Origin of the sequence: Nostoc sp. EspVER01 (genome assembly GCF_034530635.1) — a bacterium.
Taxonomy (GTDB): Bacteria; Cyanobacteriota; Cyanobacteriia; order Cyanobacteriales; family Nostocaceae; genus Nostoc.
Window position 1 is genome coordinate 175,602 of record NZ_JAVRCS010000007.1, and the last position, 23,870, is coordinate 199,471.

The following is a 23,870-nucleotide window of genomic DNA, read 5'->3' on the forward strand; positions in this document are numbered from 1 at the left end:
GCGCTTCTTTAATTTCTGAGATGAAAAGCGAGGAAATGGGATGCTCCCATTATTCCTCATAAGCATTAGTTACTGGAGTTTAGACTAAGCCATACAAAAAGACCCAGCAAGGCTGAGTTAATCAGAGATTTAGTAATGAATAATCTTGAGTATTAAACAGCAGCTGGTGGTTATTGACGTGGTGTGTTACTGTTTTTTAACAATTGAGCATCAGTTTTTATGGTGACGCTTTTTTCCTGGTTCCCAACCAGGGGAATTTCAGCTAGGTTTTGGTGCAGAGGTAGGAGTACCAATCACCGCAAAAATCTCAATATTTGTAAGCTACTTGACGACACTCTTCAAGTCTGGGACAAATCATGTTGGCAGGTGAGTAATGGTAGTTCTTTTCTCACTTTCTGCCAAAAGGGGCACTGTATTTAATCAGACACCCCCTTGTTTGATTGTCATTATTGTATTATTTATTTGGAACATATATACTACGCAATAGTTAAAAGTTGCGGATGCTTTCAGCCTGACTTGAGAATATTTTAATCTCTAATTCCATTTGCTTTGCCTTCTATCATATCGCTTTTAGCCTAAACCCCAGTACTAATAGCAAATAAAAAAAGGAATTTGTTAATGGCCACTTTTACGTTTGCTCCAACAATAACCTTTGAAGTTATTGATGCTGATTTACCTCCGTCATCTGTATTTGATGGACTAGGCGATGAAGTATTTCCTGGTAATTACTTTACCGTCGTACTTGGCGACATCGGAGAAGCAGCAGAATTTGCTGAATTCAACATCAACACATTGTCTTTCCCACTGCAAGAAGCCATTATCAGCGCAACATTCCAGGTTCGGATAACGGACTTAGGAGTATCAGGACTTGGAGTAGCTGAGAATGATAGTCCAGATATCGTGGGAGCCTATGGGTATGTTGGTAATGGTTTAGCTGAGGCTTCTGATCTTCAGGCTAGTACACTCTTAGATACTGTTGATACCTTGTTACCTTCGGTCGGTCAGCTGCTCACTTTTAATGTGACTGATTTTGTCAAAAACCTAGTTAGCAATGGAGATTCTTTTGTAGGGATAGCTCTGCGTGCATTAGAATTTGGAGCATTTGCGGTTGATCCTGCATCCGTAAGCCAACCAACACTAACGATTACCACAGCCCCAAAGATAACCGGAATTATTCTTGAAGGCACGGGCTTGGACGATACCCTCAATGGTGGTGCTGGCAATGATACACTCAATGGTGGTGCTGGTAATGACCAACTTATAGGCGGAGTAGGTCTAGATGTGTTAACTGGTGGTGCTGGTCAAGATAGTTTCTTGTTGCGTATTCCCAACACTACCAAATCTGACCCTTATCGCCCCTACGATCCTGCTTTGCCGGTAGACGGCTATGATACGATCGCTGACTTTGATGCCGTTGATGATAAGATTTTTATCTCCATATCTGAATTCGGACTAGCTCAACCCTTGGGTATACTTAATCCCAGCCTTTTCCATCTTGGTACTACTGCTACAACCACAAGCTTCATCTACGATCAACCCACTGGTAATCTGTTCTTTAATGTTATTAATAACAGCACTTTCCAATTTCAGATTGCTAGACTGTCAAATCAGGCGGCTCTGACTAATGCGAACATTATTCTGATTGCATAGTTTGACTCAGAGAATGTTGCTAAGTCTCTGATTAACTCAGCCTTGCTAGGTCTTTTTGCATGGCTTAGTCTAGTCTAAACTCCAGTTAATTTAAAACAACTAGTTTATGGTACTTTAGCCGACGTGGCTGATTATTAGCATCGGCACAGCTTACCGCAGGTATCGCCCTTTAGAAAAAACGGCGTTGTACTGTTTAACTCCAGTTGGCAGAAATGTTACTTGGGCTAATGCTTGAGTCATTTTGCCCTCTGCTTTATGTCAAATTTGACCTGTCTCAAACCTCTCCACAACACGAGGAGAGGCTTAATCAACGAACTGAAATTAAACCTTAGCCGCAGCAACACTTGGCAAACTTACTTTCAACCGCTTAAACATCGCTTCTCGTGCTTGTGCAGCGAGGCTATCGTCAAAAGGTTCCAACTTAATTTGCTGCTGATACTTTAGCCGTAGTGCTGTTTGAATTAACCAATCGGCGACGAAAGGATTTTTTGGTAATAAAGGACCGTGAGAATAAGTAGCGATCGCATTCTGATAAAATGCTCCTTCTGTCCCATCTTCACCATTATTTCCCAAGCCGTATACCACACGTCCCAAAGCTTCCACTTTTCCCAGTTTGGTGCGTCCACCGTGATTTTCAAAGCCTACCAAATATGGTGTGCTACCCGTCATCTCTTTTAAATCTCGCGCTAGGCGTGAAGCTGTCACTTCAATTACCAAGTTGCCAATACAGCGCTTAGTATTTTCACCAGGATGCACAGAAACTAAATCGAGTATTCCCAAACCATCAATTCGTTGTCCCAAGCCTGGTTCATAATAATGTCCCAGTAATTGGGGTGAACCACAAGTAAATACTCCCGGTGTTCCATTTTCGATTTTGTCACGCATTGCATCAGCTTTTGCACCTTGCAAATCACGCATGACAATTTCTTGCTGACGATCTTGTGCGCCACCACCCACGATTACATCTACAGTTTTAATATCTGCGGCTGTGGAATTTTGATCTAGGGGTAACACTTTAACATCGTATCCTCGCCACTGAGCGCGACGTTCTATAGTAATTACATTACCGCGATCGCCATAAGTACTCATCAGCGTCGGGTACAACCAACCAATTGTTAATTCTAAATTTTGAGAATTCATATTCGTAATTCGTAATTCGTAATTGGATTAGGTGTTGGGAACGGGGAAATGGGAAAAATTTCTCTAATTCCCACTACCCAATTTAAAGAATTTTACGACCAGTCAGAACTTCTCGCACTTCTAACATGGCTGAGTAGGTAGGTAGAATATGCAAAGTTTCATTCTCTGGTGTATGCTCTAATGCAGTAGCGATCGCTTGTCGCAAATCTTCTTCGACAATTAAATTTAAGTTGCTATCAAGGGACTTTTGGCTGTAACGTAAACGTAGTGCCATATCGTAGACGCGATCGCCACTCACGACTAAAGTCCCGCCGCGTTCGACTAATTTCTCGGTATCTACGTCCCAAATCCAGGATACATCAGTGCCATCGGGCGTGCGATCGTTTAGTACCAGCAGTGTGGTTTTATCTGTGCTTTGAGTAACTACGCGAATAGTTTCATTCGTTCCCACAGGATTTTTTGATAACAATATTCGCACTCGTTTACCGTTAATTACTAAATCTTCAGCCCGACCAAAAGCAGCTTGAAAGGTATTAATAGTATCTCTGATTGTTACTTCATCAACTCCTAACTCAATAGCGGCAGTTGTAGCAGCTAAAGTATTATATTTATTGTACAAACCAACTAAAATTTGCGACCATTCACTACTTTCCAGAGTTGGTTTACTTTTAGTGAAACCACACTTAGGACAAGTAAAATCTCCCAAATGAGACAAATAAACACCCTTGTAATCTAGAGAATGTCCACATTTGGGACAATAAATAGAATCAACAGCGTGAGGAATTGCTTCTAGATAATGTTCTGGTTCATTCAAGCCAAAGAATAACACTCGTTGGGGTAACTGCTGACCGAGGTTAGATAATGTTGGGTCATCAGCATTAGGAATTACCACCGTTTCTACTGGTAGGGTAGAAATAACTTTTGTCCAACGCTTACTAATTGTATCTACTTCGCCGTACCTATCAAGTTGGTCGCGGAACAAGTTTAAACAGAGAATGATTCGCGGCTGGAGTGGCGCTAATACTTTCGGTACAATATTTTCGTCAACTTCTAAAATGGCGTAATCAGAATTTAGCGTACCTAGTAAGTTGGTGCTTTCTAACAGCGCCGTCATCAAGCCATTTTCCAGATTTGCACCTGTAGAATTATGAGTGACACGAAACCCCTTGCGTTCTAGTATTGTGCATAAAAGCAGGGCTGTAGTGGTTTTGCCGTTAGTACCAGCAATTAAAATCACTCCGTTTTTAACTTGCTGACTCAATAATTGTAAAAGGCGGGGTTCAATGCGACGAGCGATTGCGCCTGGTAATACACTACCAGCACCCAGACGGAGCGTAGGCGCAGCCCGTCGAAGACATCGCACTATAAAGGTCACACTCTTGGCCACTGACACCGCGAAACCCAATCGCAGCCTATCTATGAATTGTATTTTGTTTCCCACATCTGTACCCTAGTCTTCTGGCGGTTGCTAATTAAAAGTGCAAATTTAATCTTGTGAGTTTAGCGAATCCTGGCTGAAAAAGCCAGTAATCACAATTTTAGATTTTGGATTGTTGCGCTACTTTAGCTCTGTTTTGACTTGCGCGTAGCGATACCAGCCACTTGCGAGAGATAATCTCAGTAGGCGTTATCCTAAAAAATAGTGCGTAAGCGTAATTACATATCCAGCCCAGTTGGCCGAATTCAGCACAAACTCACAACAAGTAGTAGCTTGCAAGGTTCCTTTTGATGAATAGCACAAAGTTTCTTTTTTTACATAAACAAATTACTAGCTGGCAAAGGTGGTTGTCCAAATGCCTGTTGTTGCTTGTAAGTCTTTTCATTATAAGTATGCAACCTGCATCTGCTGGTCTGAATAATGATTTATATGATGGCAACATCTTTGTTGTTTATGCTGGCAATGGTTCATTGGTTCCTCCCAGACAGACACTAGCACAGACTTTAGCGGAACATAAACCCGTATTTTTGGCTTTTTATCTGGATGATAGTAGCGATTCCAAAAGATATGCCATTTCCATTTCACGGGTACAGGAATTTTATGGTCGCGTAGCAGAGATTATGCCGATTAATGTAGATACTATCCCCCAGAAAGAGACCTACGACCCAACTGAACCAGGATATTACTATGCTGGAAGCGTTCCTCAAGTAGTGGTGTTAAATAAGTCAGGTGAAGTAGTTTTGAATAAAAAGGGTCAAGTACCTTTTGAAGATATAGACGATCAATTTCGTATAATCTTTGATTTATTACCACGCACTGAAACAGCACAGCTAAAGCGGCGAGCCTTTAACGAGTTTAGTAGTGAGTTAGCTAAGTAATTTATGGGGTAGACCAAATTGGTCTGCCCTAATTTTTAGTTATATCTGTTACTACATTGCCGCCGATGTCAAAGCATAATATTGAAATATCTGTATTAACAATTGAGGAAATTAATCCATAGTCTATAGTCCGTAATCAATGCCCATTGTCCAATAATTAACTAGAGTGTATTCTGATGTCAAAGGTTTACACCACCCAAGAACTAATTCAAATTTTGGCAGCCGAACGCCAAGCTTGCCTCAAAGGAAAACGCTTAAAGTTAGAAATAAAAGTCTCTGGCAATCCTGTAATTGACCAGTTTATCAGCACTGATGGGTTGCAACAGTTTACTGCCTATCAAGATTTTAAAACTGCAATTCACGAGTATCAGAAAGAAAATCGAGTTTCCGGTATTATTTGGCGAGAAGTGACAGTTAAAGGAAAAAACTTGCACTATCCCGAAATAGATACTGAGTTAATTGCCCTCAATGGTGACTTAGAGATATTAAAAGCCGCTAAAAATTCCATCGTAGAATTTTGGTATGAAGTCACTATAGGAATGGATTTATACTTGAGTTTTAATAATAGTAAACAACACCAACAAATTGTCACATCTGATGTAGAGAGAATTGTTCAAAGAACAGAGTGGGCAAGTTTGTGCAAGTGGGAAAATTCTAGCTTTTTGGAAATGATTTTGCAGTTAGGATGGGGTAAACCAGAAGAAGCTTATTATAAACGAGGAAGACCGCGATCGGGTAGTGAATATATTCATGCAGTCAATCCTGGAAATCGCCCTATTGGTTGATTGATGTGTTGGGTAGGAATACTAAAACCTATGACAACATGACGGACAGAATTGCTGACATAATTGTGTTTACTTTGCTTTCTCAATAAGGCACTCTATCTGTAACAGAAATTTTACCTGTACAGATAAGTAGTAACATGAAAGTACGTGATGTAATCAAGTGACTGGAAGCTGATGGTTGGTATCTTGATAGAACTAAAGGTAGTCATCGACAGTTCAAACATCCTGATAAACCCGGTGTGGTTACAGTTCCAGGTAAATTGTCTGACGACTTAGCCCCTGGTACTCTCAGTAGTATTTGGAGGCAAGCACAGTTATAAGGAGAACCGCAATGCAGTATGTAGTGGTGATTGAAAAGGCTGAAGGTAATTACTCTGCTTATGTTCCTGATTTACCAGGTTGTGTAGCTGTGGGTGAAACTTTAGAAGAAGTCAAGCAAATGATTGCAGAAGCTATTGAATTTCATATTGAAGGAATGCTAGAAGATGGTTTACCTATTCCTAAACCTACAAGCATTGCTCATGAGGTTGAAGTTGCAAACTACAGCAAAATATAATTATAGAAAAATACTAAATTAGCACTAAACAATCCTTCTAGATATTTTGTAAAGTTAGTTTTGAAAGTTTATAGTAAGGACTTTAGTGCTTAGAAAAAAAGGACTAAAGTCCTTACTACGAACTTGTTAAGAAACGATGCTTATCGACTTTGAACTATTGACTCTTGACTAGAGTTTTCAAGTTCGGTAAGTTCTACTCCGGCGGGTTTCCAACCTCCTGCCCAAGCAAGGCATAGATGACGGAAGCGATCGCCCCGCACCTCAAAATTCGGGTACTGGTCGAAACTTGCACAAGCCGGAGATAGCAACACCACAGGCGCTTGATACTGCTTGGCTAATTCTGCCGACTTGGGAATTGCCCTTTCCATAGTTTCCACAATATGGTAGTTATGATACCCCACCTCTCGGAGACGTTTGGCAAAGGCGGGTGCAGCAGAACCAATCAATAACACAGCAGCAGCTTTGGTTTGAATTTGTGCTAGCCAGCCAGTATCATCCCCTGCTTTGGCTTCTCCACCAGCAATTAAAATCGCTGGACTGTTAACGGATGCTAAACCAACTTCAGCCGCATCATAGTTGGTGGCTTTGCTGTCGTTAATGAAATCAATCCCTTCCCATGTGCAGATATGCTCCAAACGATGGGCAACACCAGGAAATTCCCGAACTGCGCGTGCGATCGCATCACGATTAATTCCTGCTAATCTTGCCGTTGCTACTGCCATCAACAGATTTTGCTGGTTATGTTCTCCCACCATTCGCAAACTAGATACTTTCACAATCGGTTCTGGTGTCGAGGTTGCAGTCAATTTTTCCACAACCCAGCCGTCTTCGATATAAAAGCCTTTTTCGCTAATCAGAAAATCTTTTCCTCTCACACTTGTCCAATAGGCATCAGGCCAAGCACTTAAACCTAGCTGGCTCAAGTAGGCATCATCGCCATTGAATACTTGCAATTCCGACTGACGTAATAACTTGGCTTTGATGTTGTAATAGTTTTCTAAAGTTTTATGGCGACTGAGATGATCCGGTGTGAAAGTCGTCCAAACCCCGATCCGGGGAGCAAGAGAACTCGAAGATTCTATTTGATAGCTGCTAACTTCCGCAATCACCCAATCGAGTGAGGAGTTAGGAGTGAGGAGTGAGGAATTATCAAATGCTTCCCCTACTCCCCCTGCTCCCTGAGATAGGGCAACTTCACAAGCGGCATAACCAATATTCCCGCAGGCGGGTGCATTTAATTCTGCTGCTTGGAAAATAGCAGCAATTAAAGCTGTGGTAGTAGTTTTGCCGTTAGTGCCAGTAATTCCTACCCAAGGTAGCGATTGTAAATTTCGCCAAGCGAGTTCCATTTCGCCAATGGTTTCAATACCTAGTTGGCGTGCCTCAACTAATACGGGAATATCCCAAGGCACGCCAGGACTAACGACTATTAATTGGGGTAAATTAGCACCATTCAATTCTAGGGATTGTCCTAGTTTCACGGTTATTTGCTCGGCAGCGAGTCCTTGTTGTTGTTCTAGGAGGGTTTCGGAGGTGTTGCCATCACTCAGCTCTACCTCCCAACCTTCCCGTTTCAACAATCTCGCCGCAGCAACACCGGACTTTCCCAATCCAATAACAGTAGCTTTGGACATAGATTGCAGCAGAGTGTCCCTGGTTAAGCACTCCCTATACTAGCGTTTCTTGGCAAAAATTACACAAGTTTTTGTTGACCTACGCTACAGATTTTTGACGATCGCACCGAAGTCAGCTAAAACACGGGCATGATTGCGAACTAGTCCCAGCAGATGTAACCGATTACGCTTAACTTCTAGATCGGAGTCCATAACTAAAACGCTATCTGGGCCATCAAAGAAGTTACTAACTGCGGGAGCAATTTTTGTGAGTGCTGCTACTAACAGTTGATAATTTCGCGTTTGCTGTGCTGCTTGAGTTTGCGGCACTGATTCGATTAGTGCATTATACAAAGCGCTTTCAGAGGGCTTTTGGAATAATTCTTGACGAACTACGGTTGTTGGTTCTAGCTGTTTTGTATCCAAATCACCTTGAGCGGCTAATCGTGTGGAACGGTTAACGGTTTCGTAGATGTTATCTAAGGTACTGTCGTTGCGGATTTGTTGTAAGTATAAGGCGCGATCGCGTACATCCAATAAATCTTTTAAAGTCCGTTCTGTGTATTCTGGATCGTTTTCTCCTAATACTGCATTTACCAAGTCGTAATCAATCTGTTTTTCTTCTTGTAATAAAGTACGGATGCGTTGCAAGAAAAACTCTTGTAATGCTGTGGTTAATGATGCCCGATCTTTGTGATATTTGGCTGCAAAGTCTGTTGCTATTTGCTTCAATAAATCATCTAAATTTATTGGCAGATTATCAAACCAAACAATTTTAACTACAGCATTAGCGGCACGCCGCAAGGCAAAGGGATCGGATGAACCGGAAGGAATTAAGCCTAAACCAAAGATACTCACTAAAGTATCTAATCTATCTGCCAAACCAACAATTTTACCCGTAAGTGTTTCAGGTAAGATATCACCGGCTCCCTTTGGCAAATAATGTTGATAAATTGCCTTTGCTACTTCAGCATCTTCACCACTAGCTAAGGCATATTTTTCTCCCATAATGCCTTGCAATTCGGGGAATTCATATACCATTTGTGTCACCAAGTCTGCTTTACATAATAAAGCAGCACGTTGGATTCTTTGGCTTTGATTTTCAGCTAATTTTAATTGACTGCTAATTTGCTCGGCAATTTTAACTATTCGATCTACCTTGGCACGCACCGAACCCAATTCTTCTTGGAAAGTGACTTTTTCTAACTGGGGTAAAAAGCTATCTATTGGCTTAGTTAAATCAGCTTCGTAGAAAAATCTGCCATCAGCTAATCTCGCACGAATTACCCTTTCATTCCCGACGGCAACAATATCTGATTTTTTCGGATCTCCGTTAGAAATAGTGATGAAGTTGGGCAATAATTCTTGCTCAAAACTCCCTGATTTGAATACAGGAAAATAACGTTGATGAGTAACCATTACTTCAGTAATTACCTCAGTTGGTAATTCTAAAAATTCTGGTTCAAATTTACCAACAACTGCGGAAGGATATTCTACAAGGTTGGTTACTTCCGCTAACAAATCGGGGTAAATTACTGTATACCCGCCTAAATTCTCTGCGACTGCATTTACTTGCTCTTTAATCAGATTTGACCGTTCTTCTGGGTCAACGGTGACATAAGCAGACTTAAGGGCGGTAACATAATCCGTAGCTTGGGCGATTGTCACAGGTTCAGGATGTAAGACCCGATGACCTTGAGAAATGCGATCGCTCTGAACCGTTTTAGAACCATTCACTAATTCTAAAGGCAGCACCGTCTCATCTAACAAAGCTACCAACCAACGAATCGGTCGAGAAAACCTCGCATCCCCATTTCCCCAACGCATCAACCGCTTACCTTCTAAACCCCAAATCCACTGAGGAACAAGTTCTGTCAAAATTTCCGCCACAGGACGACCGGGAATTCTTTTTTGCACAAATACAAATTCCCCTTTGTCAGTGGGGCGAACTGAGAGCGCATCCAGTTCCACACCTTGCTTTTTGGCAAAACCTGCGGCGGCGGCTGTTGGCTGACCATCTTTAAAGGCGGCTTGGGCGGGGGGCCCTTTAATTTCTTCTTCTCGATCTGGTTGCTGCGATGGTAGACCTGTAATCACTACCGCCAGCCGCCGGGGAGTACCGTACACCTGGACACTTTCGCCCTTGAGGCCGTTTGCTTCCAGGCTTTGGGGAATGCGTTCCTGCCATTGCACTAAAGCATCACTGAGAAAACTTGCAGGTAGTTCTTCTGTACCAACTTCTAATAGAAACCCAGGCATATAACACTGTTTTCAACTTTGCGTAGCTCAACTTTATCAGTTATTCTCAAGCGATCGCTCGTGATTTTTCGCTGAATCGGTCATCGAAGAGAATAAAGGGAAAACCCCATAGTTAACAATTCTAAATTCAACATTAAAGACATTTTGCCTGCGGCACGCTACGCAAACAGACGGGGATTTAAACCCCTACTGTTAGAAGGTCCCCCAGAGTAACTGGGCTACGTGAAAACGCAGGGGTCTTAAACCCTTTAATTTACGATAAATGAGGAATGTAAGTTAAGCCAGAGTGAAAGAAGCATAGACGCAGAGGGGTTTGTTGTCAGACATCACTACAGACTTAACATTTTATGCAAAACTTTATAAAACAAGTGCTTCTCTTCATAAATTCATTACATTACATACCGTATTTTGTGCGGTATTTACGGATATATATTTCTATCGTAAGCTTAGTTTTGATTGATGCATTGATATATGCATCATGACAATCAATTTTGGAGTTATGACCATGAAAAATATTTTCGCCAAAATCACCGCGATCGCAGTAACCAGTGTTGCGATCGCTACTAGTGCTAACAACCCAGCCCAAGCTATTGAATTAAACTTTAACTGGCAAGGTAACGCTGGTTACTCAGCAACAGGTTCATTCAGCTACGACGAAACTACAGCACCAACAATCATTTCAGAAGCTGGTAGTGGAGCCACCAATTTTTTACAATCCTTGAATGTCTCCTTCTTAGACCCATCTAAAAATCTTCTGGGAACCTATAACACCGTTAGTGGTGGAGTGTCAGAATCTAGCTTCTTTGCTTTCAATTTTAATACTGCCACTCAGACATTATTTGGCCCCTTTGATGTCGCCGGAGGAACGGGTGTAATTGGAGAATATTTCTTTCAGGGAACGGTTGGCGACTCTTTGCAATTACGTCAGGATGTCGATCAACAGGGAGCGTCAACAACACTAGATCAAAATTCTGGCTCTATTCAAGTGTCCAAAGTCCCTGAGCCTGCTTCTCTCTTGGGTTTGCTAGCATTTGCTGGTTTGGGTGTAGCTTCAACTGTAAAGAAAAAGCAAGCCTCTTACTAGAAATTAGGGCTTTCTAGTCAGAGCTTGCCAAATTTACTGAATCTCTATTCTAGCCCTACTAGTTCAGTTAACTAGTGGGGTTATCATATAACCTCATTAGAAATATGAGTGAAAAAGAATGTATGGACGTAGCACTGCTAAGTCTATACAAGGATTCTGGATAACACATATTTAATTTCACCAAATGTCTATTAGTTTGTCATCAACAGTTTTACAAAGCTCAGTGCTGAGTAAAATTAATTTTACTTTTACCTCAGCATTTATGGCTCACTCAGCACCCAACACTGTTTTGGTCAGTGCCTTTTAACTATTCAAAAAGTGGGATTTTGCTTAATGAATACAATACTGATAACTTGGTTAAAAATACTTCATGTGCCAGTTGAAAAGGCGGAATGAGGGTTATATGCATAACAGTAAATATAATGTTACAATTCCCAAAGTATAAATTGAGGCATTAGTTCGGAGATAAACAGACCAACTATTGTCATAATTACTAGAAAATAAAGTCTATATTTATCAACAGCCTAACCTGTTTATACAAAGTCATATTTTGATTTTTAAGTATTCTATGCCGGACAAAAATTATCTTTTGAAAACCACAAAGAAAATTTCTAACCAATGTTTAACACATTTTTTTTAATCAAACAATTTAACCAGTCAAAATACAGCATTTGTAAATAAATGAGGTAACAAAATGCAGGGATACAAATCAGATATAAATAGTTTCTATCTCTGCCTACTGCTTCCAAATCGGTAGCTTTGTACTTCATGCAAAAAAATTCTGTAAATAATAACAATAGCATACCCACTGGCTATTCATAAGTAATCCGATCGTCTCATGCTATCTTCACAACAATCACAAATAGTTCATGCATATTCTGATTTATTCCTACAACTATCATCCAGAGCCAATTGGAATTGCTCCGTTAATGACTGAATTGGCAGAAGGACTAGTCAAGCGAGGTCATCAAGTGCGAGTGATTACGGGAATGCCCAACTATCCTCAGCGCGAAATTTATGATGGGTATCAGAATAAATGGTATCTGACTGAACAAAAAAATGGCGTGACTATTGAGCGAAGTTACGTCCGAATTAAGTCTAAACCTAACCTCGTTGATCGGCTGTTACTAGAGTTGAGCTTTGTTTTCACGAGCTTACCCCAAGCCTTTAAAGGTGGGCGGCCAGATGTAATTATCTTAACAGTCCCGCCGCTACTAGGTACGTTGCCAGCAACAACATTGGGCTGGTTATACAACTGCCCAGTAGTTCTAAATGTGCAAGATATTTTACCAGAAGCGGCTGTGCGTATCGGGCTATTAAAAAACAAGTGGATGATCCTAACTCTTGCAGCTTTAGAGAAATTTGCATATCGGACTGCACATACTATTAGTGTGATCACTGATGGGTTTCGTGAGAATTTAGTAAATAAGGGAGTACCTGTTAATAAAATCGTTTGTATTCCCAATTGGGTAAATGTCAATTTCATTCGCCCGTTACCGAAACAGAGCAACTCCTGGATATCTAGCCATCAGCTAGATGGGAAATTTGTAGTACTTTATTCGGGCAACATTGCTTTAACGCAAGGTTTAGAGACAGTAATCGAAGCAGCCGTTTGTTTACGTCATATCAAAGATATTGTCTTTGTTATTGTTGGCGAATCAAGAGCATTGCAAAGGTTGCAGGAATATTGTCTATCAAACGGAGCAGATAATGTTTTGCTACTACCGTTACAGCCGCGAGAAAAACTACCTGAAATGCTAGCAGCTTCTGATGTCGGGCTAATTGTGCAAAAGCACAATGTGATTTCGTTCAATATGCCTTCAAAAATACCACTGTTGTTGGCGAGTGGTCGCCCAATTGTGGGTTCAGTTCCCGCCACTGGTACTGCTGCTAAAGCGATCGAACTCAGTGGTGGTGGGATAGTTGTTGAACCAGAATCGCCCCAGGCAATGGCCGCTGCGGTGCATGATTTATATGCTAATCCGGCTCTAGGGAGGAAGCTAGGTAACACAGGAAGACAATTTGCCGAAGAAAACTATTCTTTAGAGCAAGCGCTCGATCGGTATGAGTGGCTTTTTTCTCATATTGTTACCAATCGAAAATCAACTGTGGGGATTTTACCGAAATTCGATTCTAAGAAATCAGTTGTGGATGGTTGAAGGGGATTGAGGATTTCTCACTCGTCAGCTACACAGACAAAGCTCCGATTGAGATAAATTAACTCACCCATTCGGGTGATTTAAAGATCAACCGATCGGGTGAACTAACTGTAGGAAGTTGAGACTGCTCAAAAATAGGAATCTAGAGAACACTGGCTGATTGCACGTCGTTCTTGGTGAGGATAACTTGATGAAACTCGCAACTTTGATTAAGACAGCTGAATTAATCAGCGTAGGCTTACTCCTGCAAAGAAGCAAAGCTACGCATAGCGTGTCGCAGACAAGCGTCTCGTAAACAAGGCATCGCTCCAGACTTTTTTCTTCCTTAAGATCAGTATTCACTAGTACTCAAAGGCGATAAACTCATCTGTAACTTATACCAATCTCATCTGCTATGTGGTTATAATGCAAGCAAGCGCTTGCAGACACTCATAGAAAACTTAGCGTCAAGTACGGCACAAACTTATGCACCCTTGATCTAGTCAGCAACTAAGGTATTTGCAACGGCAAATTTAACCATAGTGACAACGCGAGAAATTACTCGTGTTGCTTGTGGTCAATGAGGTAACTTTATTTGGTCATTTCCAAAACTGAAAAGCAACTACTAACTTGCTCTAATTACTGAAGCGATGCCTTCTCTACGAGACGCTACGCGAACGGCGGGCTACGTCTACGCTTTACAGGCAGAAGCTTTAGGGACTTCCAGAAAATAAATTATCCAATTTACTCAGATAATATTTTTCTTTCTCCCCCTGCCCCCTGCCCCCTGCTCCCCTGCCTAGACAGCGATGGGATATTTTTTTATTTGGAAGTCCCTTAGCTACCACAACATGAACCGTGCTTTCTCTCTGAGCTAAGGCACTGGGTTTATACTTACTAACAAAAAACTATAAATTACACTTTAAGAAATTGAACGGAGTTAAGTAATGTACAAATCAACCATAATGTGCTGAACAAAATTGCTTCATTTTAGGTGCTAGACATCGTGAGCGATCGCCCAAATACCCAAACATCTTTTTCACCAACATACATAAAAAAAGGCTAAAAAACTATTCAACTTAATGCTTTTTTAGCGAAGAGTAGATTGCCCAAGTCTAAATCCACAAGACGAGAAAACGAAGATGTCCCATTCTGAGTTCCCTGACTCTCCCTTACCCATCGAAATAGAACAGCCCACTGTTACTGATTCTAGCCAAGAGTCGCAACAATTGCCACAGCGCTCGCCTAAGCCACCTCAGAAACGTCGTTGGCCCCTACTATTAGGAATCGTCTTATTAATTGCAGGTGTCGGTTTTGGTTGGCGCTGGTGGCAGACTAGTAATGCTAGCAATTCACAAGGTGGTGCTGAAGCAAATGCTGCTCAACCTAGAGCAGTTCCGGTCAAGCTAGCGACAGTGAAAACTGAAACCGTTCAAGAAAGTTCGGAGTTTATTGGCTCCTTAGAGGCTCCACGTTCAGTAATCATCAAGCCACAGGTTGAAGGGCGAATTACCGAGATTTTCATCCAAGAGGGCAACCGCGTTCAACAAGGACAAGTCATTGTTAGTCTGCAAAGTGATAATGTCCAAGCTCAATTACTACAAGCTAGAGGCTCACTGCAACAAGCCCAAGCACGTCTTGCTGAACTCAAAGCAGGTACGCGACAAGAAGAAGTTGCCCAAGCTAGAGCGCTGTTAGCCCAAGCCCAAGCTCGCTTTCGAGATGCCCAATCAGGATCACAACCAGAAGAAATTGCTCAGGCTGAGGCGCAAATTCAGTCAGCTAAATCTGATGTGGAACTAGCACAGTCACGCGCCAAACGATACGCACAATTGAGAAAAGAGGGCGCAGTTTCCCAAGATACCTTAGAAGGATATGTCAAAGAACAGCAAAGCGCTGAAGCTGCCCTGGTCGTAGCCCAGAAACGCTTAGATCAACTGCGCCAAAGCAGAAGATCGAGTATTAATGAGCTAGCTGGTGCTTTGGAACAACAGAAACAAAACTTAAGGCAACTAGAAAATGGTTCCCGCCCAGAAGAAATTGCCCAAGCGCGATCGCAAGTAACTCAAGCAGCTGGACAACTCCAAGCTGCTCAAGTCCAACTGCAATACACAAAAGTTCTGGCACCTTTCACTGGCATTGTTGGTGATATTCCCGCAAAAGTGGGAGATTATGTGGAAAAAGCAGATCAACTGACTACACTAACCAGAAACGACTCTTTAGAACTGAATATTTCCGTTCCCGTAACCGAAGCCAGAAACTTGCGCTTGGGCTTACCTGTGCAAATGCTGGATGTCCAAGACAAACCCATCGCAACGGGTAAAATCAGTTTTATCTCCCCAAATGCTAGTTCCGATTCGCAGACAGTTTTGGTAAAAGCCAACTTTGGCAATTCCAGAAATCGGCTGCTTAATCTTCAGTCAGTGCAAACCAAAGTGATCTGGAACGAACGTCCAGGAATTTTAATTCCTGTTACAGCAGTATCTCGCTTGGGTGGAGAGACTTTTGTATTTGTAGCGCAAGCGCCCCAGGAAAAATCTAAACCTGGAGCGCCAGCTTTAGTAGCTCAACAAAAACCGGTGAAATTAGGAGTTATTGAGGGGAATAATTATCAAGTTATCGAAGGACTAAAAGCGGGGGACAAAATTGTTGTTTCCGGCATTCTTAACTTAACCAATGGCGCTCCTATTACTCCTGCACCTGAAGCAGTTGGTAGTAATAAGCTTTAGCTGAAGAGGGAAGATGAGGGACGGGGGCAGAGGAGCAGGGGGGAAATAACCAATGCCCAATGCTCAATACCCCATGCCAAATACCAAATACCCAAAGCCCAATTTTTAAACTATGTTTGTTGACTTCTTTATTAAGCGGCCAATTTTTGCATCGGTATGTGCGATCGTCATCCTTTTAATAGGATTAATCAGTATTCCCACACTACCGATCGCTAGGTTCCCAGAAATTAGTCCCACCCAAATCACTGTCACTTCCAACTATAGCGGAGCTAGTGCCGAAGTCGTAGAAAGCGGTGTGACAAATATCTTAGAAAGGCAAATCAACGGGGTTGAGGGACTCAGATATCTGACTTCTAGCAGCAGCAACGATGGTACAAGTACCATTACAGCCACCTTTGATTCATCACGGGATAAAGATATTGCGGCTGTGGATGTGCAAAATCGTGTTTCTGTTGCCCAACCACAACTACCAGAGAGTGTGCAACGCACGGGAGTGCGGGTATCAAAAGAGTCTAGCAACATTCTCTTAGCAATTGGTTTATACCCTGAAAATAAAGAGTACGACAACATATTTCTAAGTAACTATGCTGACCTTTACTTAGCAGATGCCCTAAAAAGAGTCAAAGGCGTGAGCAACGCCCAAGTTTTTGGCGAACGCCGCTATGCAATGCGTTTGTGGTTAGATCCGAGTCGGCTTGCCAGTCGGGGACTAACAACTAAGGATGTAGCAAATGCCCTATCCGAACAAAACTTGCAAGTTGGTGCAGGGAGAATTGGACAAGAACCGGCTCCTGAAGGACAAAGATATCAACTGGATGTGCGTGCTGTCAGCCGATTAACAGAACCGTCAGAATTTGAAGAAATTGTCCTGAAAACTCAAGATGATGGTACGTTAGTTAAGCTCAAAGATGTCGGGAGAGCAGAACTAGGCGCAGAAAACTACAGTTCATTTCTGCGATTTCGGGGCAATGATGCTGTCGGTTTAGGGATTTATCAGGTTCCTGGCAGTAATGCCTTGGAAGTAGCCAAGGGAGTCAAAGCTGAACTGGTGCGATTGGCACCGAGTTTTCCGCCAGGGATGAAATATCAGGTAGCTTTTGACACAACATCATTTGTCGAAGAGTCCTTAGCAGAAGTGGTCAAGACTCTGATTGAAGCGGTAGTGTTGGTTGTAATTGTAATTTTTGTGTTTTTACAAGACTGGCGAACCACTTTAATTCCTGCACTGACCATTCCGCTTTCCTTAATTGGAACCTTTGCCTTCGTTAAAGTTTTTAACTTTTCCATCAATAGTTTGACTTTGTTTGGTCTAACTTTAGCATCAGGGATGGTGGTAGACGATGCGATCGTAGTAGTGGAGCAAATCAGCCGTTTTATTCAGGATAAAGGAATTAGTCCTCGCCGAGCCGCTAGTGAGTCAATGGCGGAACTTTCTAGCGCAGTTATTGCTACTTCACTAGTATTGATGGCGGTGTTTGTGCCGGTGGCATTTTTTCCGGGAACTACAGGCGCACTTTATCGGCAATTTGCCCTGACGATCGCTTTCTCCATTGCGATTTCAACTTTTTTGGCTTTGACCCTAACGCCTTCCTTGTGTGCGCTGTTGCTGCGTCAAGGACAAAAACCTTCAGGCTTACTGGGTTGGATTTTTGACCAGATTAATAGGTTTCTGGACTGGGTACAAAATGGTTATAAGCGATCGCTTACCTTTCTAACACGCATCAAAGGTATTGTAATTGGGTTGTTTATCGTCTCCTTGGGAATGACTGCTTGGCTGTACACCACAGTACCAACAGCCTTTCTCCCAGACGAAGACGAAGGCTATTTCATCACAATTATCCAAGGTCCACAAGGGGTTTCGCTGCAATATACCAGTGATGTAATCGCAAAGGTAGAAAAAGAAATTCTGCAAATTCCAGAAGTACTGGGGACTTTTGCGATCGGTGGATTTGGTTTTAGTGGTAGCACAGCTAACAGCGGCATCATATTTACAACTTTAAAATCTTGGGACGAGCGCTCAAAACCCGATCAATCAGTACAGGCGATTATTGGCAGCTTGCAAGGGAAGTTATTAGCAATCCCAGAGGCCAGGGTTTTTCCTGTGAATCCGCCACCAATTCAGGGTTTAGGCAACTTTGGCGGCTTCGTCTTTCAACTGCAAGACCGCAGAGGTAACAGTGGTTTAGAAAATCTAGTCCAGTCGATGGGTCAGTTGCTGGGTAAAGCTAATCAAACACCAGGATTACAAGCTGTATTTAGCACCTTTGCCGCAGATACACCACAATTGCTTGTGGAAGTAAACCGCAATAAAGCCAAAGCATTGCAAGTTTCCATAGATGATGTCTTCAGTACATTACAAACTGCTTTGGGATCGCAATATGTAAATGATTTCAATCTCCAGCAGCGCAATTATCGGGTGTATATTCAAGCAGATCAACAGTTTCGTTCCAACCCAAAAGATATTGGTAAACTATATGTTCGTTCTCAAAAGAATCAAATGATTCCTTTGAGTAACTTAGTTACAGTTACTCCGACTGTGGGAGCGCAAACGATAAATCACTACAATCTGTTCCGCTCAATTGAAATTAATGGTGCCGCCGCCCCTGGCTCTAGCTCTGGAGACGCAATTAAGGCAATGGAACAAGTTGCTAAAGAAGTTTTACCAGCAGGTTATGGTTATGAATGGTCAGGAACTGCATTAGAAGAAATCGATTCTGGTGGTTTAGCACCCCTGATCTTTGGCTTAGGAATAATCTTTGTATTTTTGGTACTAGCCGCTCAATACGAGAATTACGTTGACCCCTTGATCATTCTGTTATCAGTTCCCTTAGCTATCTTTGGAGCGCTTATAGCTCAATCAATGCGGGGTTTTGCGAATGATGTTTACTGTCAAATTGGTTTAGTAATGTTGATTGGTTTAGCTAGTAAGAATGCAATTTTGATTGTGGAATTTGCTAACCAATTGCGAGACCAAGGGATTTCGATGACCAAAGCAGTAATTGAGGCTTCACAAGAGCGGTTACGCCCAATTTTGATGACTGCTTTTTCTACACTCTTGGGAATTTTCCCCTTAGCTACTGCCACAGGTGCCGGTGCCGGAAGTCGCCAATCTTTGGGAACGGCAGTTTTTGGTGGAATGTTAATTGCGACTTTCTTGAGTTTGTTTGTCGTACCAATTTTGTATATCGTGATTAAGACGATAACAGAGCGATTTATCAAACCAAATCGGCATCAAGAAGTAGCAGCAGAAGGAGTGTCATTGAATGGTAGCACTGCTGTATATTCAAAAAAATCTGAGGATTGATTATCTTTCGTTATCGATTGAAGCAAATCAATTTAGGGACTTGCAAAAAATAAAACTACAGAAGCGATCGCTAAGTAAATATCAGATGTCTGGTTTAGCACACCCTATTCTGAAGATTAAGCTAATCAGCATTCAAGTTGCATAATCAGAGCGGGCAAGATGCCCACCCCACAAGATATTGAGAAAATTTTCATCTGCAAATTAGATGTGTTTTAGCTTACTGCAACCTCCTACAAATCAAACGAATTAAACAGCTAGAGAAAAAAGTTTAATTTGTAGACCGATTGCAAAAATTCCACAACGCCCTCAAAACCATGTGGGCATAATGACAAACCAGAATGTACAGTACAAATGTACGCTGAAATCAAGACAATGGTAACAATAGCAGTCAATCCCTATCTCGATGGCAATTTTGCTCCAGTCCATGAAGAAATCACTACCGACAAATTGCCAGTCATCGGTGAATTACCGCTTGACCTATCAGGGATGTTTGTGCGGAATGGTCCTAACCCTCAATGGACGCCTATCGGTGAATATCATTGGTTTGATGGGGATGGGATGTTGCATGGTGTGCAAATTAGCAACGGCATAGCCACTTATCGTAACCGCTACGTCCAGACAGCCGGATGGAAAAAAGAACGAGAAGCGGGTAAAGCTATCTGGAGTGGATTGTTAGAACCACCACAGATGGATAATCCTTACGGTGCTTACAAAAATACTGCCAATACTGCCTTAGTGTGGCACGCTGGTCAAATGTTGGCGCTGAATGAAGGGGGTAAACCTCACGCCATCAAGCTACCTGAATTAGAAACCATTGGCGAGTATAGCTACAATGGCAAGCTGGTTTCTGCCTTCACAGCCCATCCCAAGGTAGACCCCGTTACAGGGGAAATGATCTTCTTTGGGTATTCTCTGTTTGTGCCACCGTACCTGCAATATAGTGTAGTCTCAGCAGAAGGCGAACTGTTGCGAACAGTGCCAATTGAACTGCCAATAGGCGTGATGATGCACGATTTTGCCATCACTGAAAACTACACGATTTTCATGGATTTGCCACTGACTTTTAACCCAGAGCGATCGCAACGGGGAGAACCTTTAATGATGTTTGAGCGCGATCGCTCTAGTCGTTTCGGTATCGTACCACGTCACGGTGACAACAGTAATATCCGCTGGTTTGAAAGTCCTGCTTGCTACGTCTTTCATACCCTCAATGCTTACGAAGAGGGAGACGAAGTAGTGCTGATTGCCTGTCGCATGACTTCTACTACTGTTTTGGGTTTAGATGATTCCCAACCCGACCCAGATGCAAATATCCCCCGTTTGTATCGCTGGCGATTTAACCTCAACACTGGTTCAGTGCGTGAAGAGATGTTGGATGATGTAGCTTCCGAATTTCCTCGCGTCAACGAAAACCTATTGGGGCGAAAAACCCGATATGGCTATAGCAACAAAGCGGCAAACAGTCCCGTACCTTTATTTGACGGTATCATCAAATACGACTTCAGCAATGGAAAATCCCAAATACATGAATTTGGACAGGGGCGCTATGGTGGTGAAACTGTGTTTGCGCCGCGTCCTGGTGCAACGACTGAGGATGATGGTTGGCTGATGACTTTCGTCCACGATGAGGGTTCAGATACTTCAGAATTAGTAGTAGTGAATGCTCAAGATGTGATGGCTGAACCTGTAGCGCGGGTGATAATTCCCCAACGAGTGCCTTATGGGTTTCATGGTGCTTGGTTTGCCGAGGAATAGCTAAATGGGCAGTTAGAAACCGCGTCTACACAGACAAAACCCGCCTAAGCGGGTTTCAAATTCTTTGGCAAGTGAACTTGGTTTGTGTAACCGCGATTTCTAATCGCCAGGTAGAATCCTCTCTATTGCCGATCGCAAATTATTTTTCCTTATATCCGCCAGCGTAGTTAATCACGCAGATTGTTCTATATGATTTGTGAGTTCCATAAGCAACACCAGAGACTTTAAAAGCACCGTTAAAAATGTTTTTTCGATGGCCGCGATCGCGCACACCATCATCAATAATTAACTGCATAACAATATCTTGAGCGCTGTTTGGCCCATAACTGATATTTTCACCTGCGGTTGTTTGCCATTTACCATAGCGGTTGATGCGAGTAAAAGGGTTGCTACCATCGCTACCATCATGACCTATAGCACCTTTTGGGCCTTGGTCTTTTACGTGATCTTTTGCTCCTAAAGACATACCCTTAGATGCACTCAATGCTCCTACAGGACGTGCTGATTTGAGAAATGCGATCGCTTCATCAACTGCCTTAACTCCTTCTTGAGTTCGTAGATAAGTGTTATTAGAAATTTTGACTCGGTTCCCCTCAAAGCGCTTTCTATAGTTTTCCAGAATCGGGAGGTATGCTTTAGGATTTGTTCTTACCTTATTGGTTTCAACAATTACCTGTTGTTCCAACGGTGAAAGGTAACTAGCCTTTGCTAATAAAGTTGGACTACTTTGTTCAACTACTGCTGGATTAGAGTTGGCCACAGACGGGCTAGATTGAAACAGTTGATTTGAGCAGCCCAATACCAAGGTAATTGGCAAAAATACCCAAAAATTCATGCGACGCATCGATTACCTCACAATTTTTCTATGGATTAATTTAGTGAATTAGAAGAAATAAGAACTTTCAACGCACAGATAAGTCTGTATACGCTTCTGCCGTTAGAAACAATATCAGGGCTTAAGTAAGTTTGCTAAAGAAAACGCAGATTAACGCGCCAATAATATTGATAAAGTTGCGATTGCCTTTGTTCCTAAAGTGTTACAATCTATCACTTAACACCTGTTGTAACATTGAAAACACTAAAACGTAAATAATCACAAAAATCTTTTTTACACTTTCAGAAACCAGCGTTGCCGGTACATCAGAAAACCAACAGCCCACCACAACAATACGGTGACTAAGGCAAATAACAGGGAACCATTCAGCACACCCGCCCAAGATGCGAAAAAATTCTGGTAAATCCAATTGTAGGTACTGGGAGCGTCTTTACCAGTGCCAATAGTAGTTTTGACTAAAATTTTAATTAATAAAACCGATGCAACGAAAAGAGCGATCGCATTTAAGCCCATAATTTCAAAAGGTTTACTCCAGCGACGCATCAGCCGTACTTCGATAACTTCATAACAAGCTGCTAGTAATAGTAACGCCCAACCTGTTGTAAATACTACATAAGAACTTGTCCACAGCTTTTTGTTAATTGGGAATGTCCACCCCCACGCCCAACCGATAATTAAGCAACCGACTCCAAATAATCCTAAACCGATACTTGTACGTGACTGTACAGGTTGACTGCGTATCCATTGACCTGTGAAGTAGCCAGCAAGGACACTCACTATCGCGGGAATAGTACTGAAAAGTCCTTCTGGATCTCCCATAAAGTTGAAACCATCACCCTTGTATAAATGTGCTTTGGGAATAATCAGGCGGTCAACATAAGCGCCGAAATTACCTTCTCGCGTCAAAACTCCCGCACCATATTCTGGCACTGCGACATACATCATCGTTAGCCAGTAGCCAATGAGTAGCACTGCTGCTAGTATCCATTGACCTTTGCGCGGAAGGTTGAGAACAACTAGGGAAACCAGCAGATATGTAAGGCTGATGCGCTGCAACACTCCCATAATGCGGATACTATTCAAATCAAAAGTCCAAATACCTTTATTCCAAAAGCCATTTAGTAGCAATCCCAAGGCAAAGAGAATAGCGGCGCGGCGCAATATCCGCCAGTAAACAGCTGAGGTTGGTTTATTGCCTTCAGTGTATTTTGACAGCGAGAAAGTCATTGCTACACCGACAATGAAGAGAAAGAAGGGAAATACCAAGTCCGTTGGTGTGCAGCCGTGCCAATCGGCGTGAGCTAAGGGAGGATATACCTCATCTGCGACACCCGCCATATTGACGAGAATCATTCCAGCGATGGTAATGCCGCGAAAAACATCCAGTGAAGTCAGGCGCATAAGCGGAATTTTATGTTACATGAGTATCTAAAGTACTCGGCTTGATGCAGGTAAGCAAGCAAAATTTATAGGTCTACTTACCAAATATAGTTTTTCATCAAGGTTCCTGCCCATACTATCTTGTACGAAACTAGAAGTACGCGATCGCACCCAGACCACAGTTTTAGCTATCCAAAAAGGATTGGTAAGGACTCGTATTTGATTTTTGAAAAAACTCAGTATACTTTTATTCCTTCTTCCCTGTTCCCTCGCTACGCAAATAATTTCAGGAATCAAAGCGGATTTCTATAGTACCAGAACTGTTA

The 23,870-nt window shown here is 42.3% G+C and carries 16 protein-coding genes; 10 read left to right on the forward strand and 6 right to left on the reverse strand.

Translation table 11 applies throughout. The annotated features are described in order from the left end of the window. The first annotated feature begins 618 nt into the window (after window positions 1-618). Entirely contained in the window at window positions 619-1,650 is a 1,032-nt protein-coding gene (locus RMX69_RS08835; protein ID WP_322637207.1) for a hypothetical protein, read from the forward strand. Between the two features lie 321 nt (window positions 1,651-1,971). Here the strand turns inward: RMX69_RS08835 and RMX69_RS08840 are convergent, their stop codons facing one another. Next, entirely contained in the window at window positions 1,972-2,790 is an 819-nt protein-coding gene (locus tag RMX69_RS08840) for a type 1 glutamine amidotransferase (RefSeq protein WP_289796604.1), read from the reverse strand. An 82-nt stretch (window positions 2,791-2,872) separates the two neighbouring features. After that, window positions 2,873-4,231 carry a Mur ligase family protein gene (locus RMX69_RS08845; protein ID WP_289796605.1) on the reverse strand — a complete coding sequence of 453 codons (1,359 nt, stop codon included), beginning with the start codon at window positions 4,229-4,231 and terminating at the stop codon, window positions 2,873-2,875. Between the two features lie 287 nt (window positions 4,232-4,518). Here RMX69_RS08845 and RMX69_RS08850 point away from each other — a divergent pair, with 287 nt between their 5' ends. From RMX69_RS08850 to RMX69_RS08865, 4 genes are all read left to right on the forward strand, one after another. Next, a complete protein-coding gene (locus tag RMX69_RS08850) occupies window positions 4,519-5,106 on the forward strand; it encodes a thylakoid membrane photosystem I accumulation factor (protein WP_289796606.1) in 588 nt (195 codons plus the stop codon). 176 nt (window positions 5,107-5,282) lie between these two features. Then, window positions 5,283-5,891, forward strand: coding sequence for a hypothetical protein (locus RMX69_RS08855; protein WP_289796607.1), 609 nt, complete (start codon window positions 5,283-5,285; stop codon window positions 5,889-5,891). A 164-nt stretch (window positions 5,892-6,055) separates the two neighbouring features. Further along, on the forward strand, window positions 6,056-6,211 hold the full coding sequence (locus RMX69_RS08860; protein WP_289799967.1) for a type II toxin-antitoxin system HicA family toxin: 156 nt from the start codon (window positions 6,056-6,058) through the stop codon (window positions 6,209-6,211). An 11-nt stretch (window positions 6,212-6,222) separates the two neighbouring features. Continuing rightward, a complete protein-coding gene (locus RMX69_RS08865) occupies window positions 6,223-6,447 on the forward strand; it encodes a type II toxin-antitoxin system HicB family antitoxin (RefSeq protein WP_289796608.1) in 225 nt (74 codons plus the stop codon). 140 nt (window positions 6,448-6,587) lie between these two features. Here RMX69_RS08865 and murD read toward each other — a convergent pair whose 3' ends face one another. Continuing rightward, window positions 6,588-8,081, reverse strand: a complete 1,494-nt coding sequence (murD, locus tag RMX69_RS08870) for a UDP-N-acetylmuramoyl-L-alanine--D-glutamate ligase (RefSeq protein WP_289796609.1) — start codon at window positions 8,079-8,081, stop codon at window positions 6,588-6,590. 84 nt (window positions 8,082-8,165) lie between these two features. Then, window positions 8,166-10,319 carry a glycine--tRNA ligase subunit beta gene (glyS, locus tag RMX69_RS08875; RefSeq protein WP_322637208.1) on the reverse strand — a complete coding sequence of 718 codons (2,154 nt, stop codon included), beginning with the start codon at window positions 10,317-10,319 and terminating at the stop codon, window positions 8,166-8,168. A 505-nt stretch (window positions 10,320-10,824) separates the two neighbouring features. Between glyS and RMX69_RS08880 the strand changes: the two genes are divergently transcribed. The 5 genes from RMX69_RS08880 (at window position 10,825) to RMX69_RS08900 (ending at window position 21,329) form a co-directional block, all read left to right on the forward strand. Next, a complete protein-coding gene (locus RMX69_RS08880) occupies window positions 10,825-11,403 on the forward strand; it encodes a PEP-CTERM sorting domain-containing protein (RefSeq protein WP_289796611.1) in 579 nt (192 codons plus the stop codon). Window positions 11,404-12,272: 869 nt separating this feature from the next. Next, the gene (locus RMX69_RS08885) at window positions 12,273-13,562 is read left to right on the forward strand and encodes a glycosyltransferase family 4 protein (protein WP_322637209.1); all 1,290 of its coding nucleotides are present in this window, start codon (window positions 12,273-12,275) and stop codon (window positions 13,560-13,562) included. A gap of 1,121 nt (window positions 13,563-14,683) precedes the next feature. Further along, window positions 14,684-16,270 (forward strand): efflux RND transporter periplasmic adaptor subunit, encoded by a 1,587-nt coding sequence (locus RMX69_RS08890; RefSeq protein WP_322637210.1) that lies wholly within the window; start codon window positions 14,684-14,686, stop codon window positions 16,268-16,270. Window positions 16,271-16,382: 112 nt separating this feature from the next. Next, window positions 16,383-19,574: an efflux RND transporter permease subunit gene (locus RMX69_RS08895; protein ID WP_322637211.1), complete on the forward strand. Its 3,192-nt coding sequence runs from the start codon at window positions 16,383-16,385 to the stop codon at window positions 19,572-19,574. Window positions 19,575-19,946: 372 nt separating this feature from the next. Continuing rightward, entirely contained in the window at window positions 19,947-21,329 is a 1,383-nt protein-coding gene (locus tag RMX69_RS08900) for a carotenoid oxygenase family protein (protein WP_322637212.1), read from the forward strand. A gap of 139 nt (window positions 21,330-21,468) precedes the next feature. Here RMX69_RS08900 and RMX69_RS08905 read toward each other — a convergent pair whose 3' ends face one another. Both RMX69_RS08905 and RMX69_RS08910 read right to left on the reverse strand, forming a co-directional pair. Further along, complete coding sequence (locus tag RMX69_RS08905; protein WP_322637213.1) at window positions 21,469-22,173, reverse strand: CAP domain-containing protein; 705 nt, start codon at window positions 22,171-22,173, stop codon at window positions 21,469-21,471. A 264-nt stretch (window positions 22,174-22,437) separates the two neighbouring features. After that, a complete protein-coding gene (locus tag RMX69_RS08910) occupies window positions 22,438-23,565 on the reverse strand; it encodes an acyltransferase family protein (protein WP_289796617.1) in 1,128 nt (375 codons plus the stop codon). Window positions 23,566-23,870: the final 305 nt, after the last annotated feature.

Bases quoted from the DNA above. Each gene is read 5' to 3' on its own strand.
- RMX69_RS08835 (WP_322637207.1), top strand. From the start codon at position 619: ATGGCCACTTTTACGTTTGCTCCAACAATAACCTTTGAAGTTATTGAT.
- RMX69_RS08840 (WP_289796604.1), bottom strand. From the start codon at position 2,790: ATGAATTCTCAAAATTTAGAATTAACAATTGGTTGGTTGTACCCGACG.
- RMX69_RS08850 (WP_289796606.1), top strand. From the start codon at position 4,519: ATGAATAGCACAAAGTTTCTTTTTTTACATAAACAAATTACTAGCTGG.
- RMX69_RS08855 (WP_289796607.1), top strand. From the start codon at position 5,283: ATGTCAAAGGTTTACACCACCCAAGAACTAATTCAAATTTTGGCAGCC.
- RMX69_RS08865 (WP_289796608.1), top strand. From the start codon at position 6,223: ATGCAGTATGTAGTGGTGATTGAAAAGGCTGAAGGTAATTACTCTGCT.
- murD (WP_289796609.1), bottom strand. From the start codon at position 8,081: ATGTCCAAAGCTACTGTTATTGGATTGGGAAAGTCCGGTGTTGCTGCG.
- glyS (WP_322637208.1), bottom strand. From the start codon at position 10,319: ATGCCTGGGTTTCTATTAGAAGTTGGTACAGAAGAACTACCTGCAAGT.
- RMX69_RS08880 (WP_289796611.1), top strand. From the start codon at position 10,825: ATGAAAAATATTTTCGCCAAAATCACCGCGATCGCAGTAACCAGTGTT.
- RMX69_RS08885 (WP_322637209.1), top strand. From the start codon at position 12,273: ATGCATATTCTGATTTATTCCTACAACTATCATCCAGAGCCAATTGGA.
- RMX69_RS08890 (WP_322637210.1), top strand. From the start codon at position 14,684: ATGTCCCATTCTGAGTTCCCTGACTCTCCCTTACCCATCGAAATAGAA.
- RMX69_RS08895 (WP_322637211.1), top strand. From the start codon at position 16,383: ATGTTTGTTGACTTCTTTATTAAGCGGCCAATTTTTGCATCGGTATGT.
- RMX69_RS08900 (WP_322637212.1), top strand. From the start codon at position 19,947: ATGGTAACAATAGCAGTCAATCCCTATCTCGATGGCAATTTTGCTCCA.
- RMX69_RS08905 (WP_322637213.1), bottom strand. From the start codon at position 22,173: ATGCGTCGCATGAATTTTTGGGTATTTTTGCCAATTACCTTGGTATTG.
- RMX69_RS08910 (WP_289796617.1), bottom strand. From the start codon at position 23,565: ATGCGCCTGACTTCACTGGATGTTTTTCGCGGCATTACCATCGCTGGA.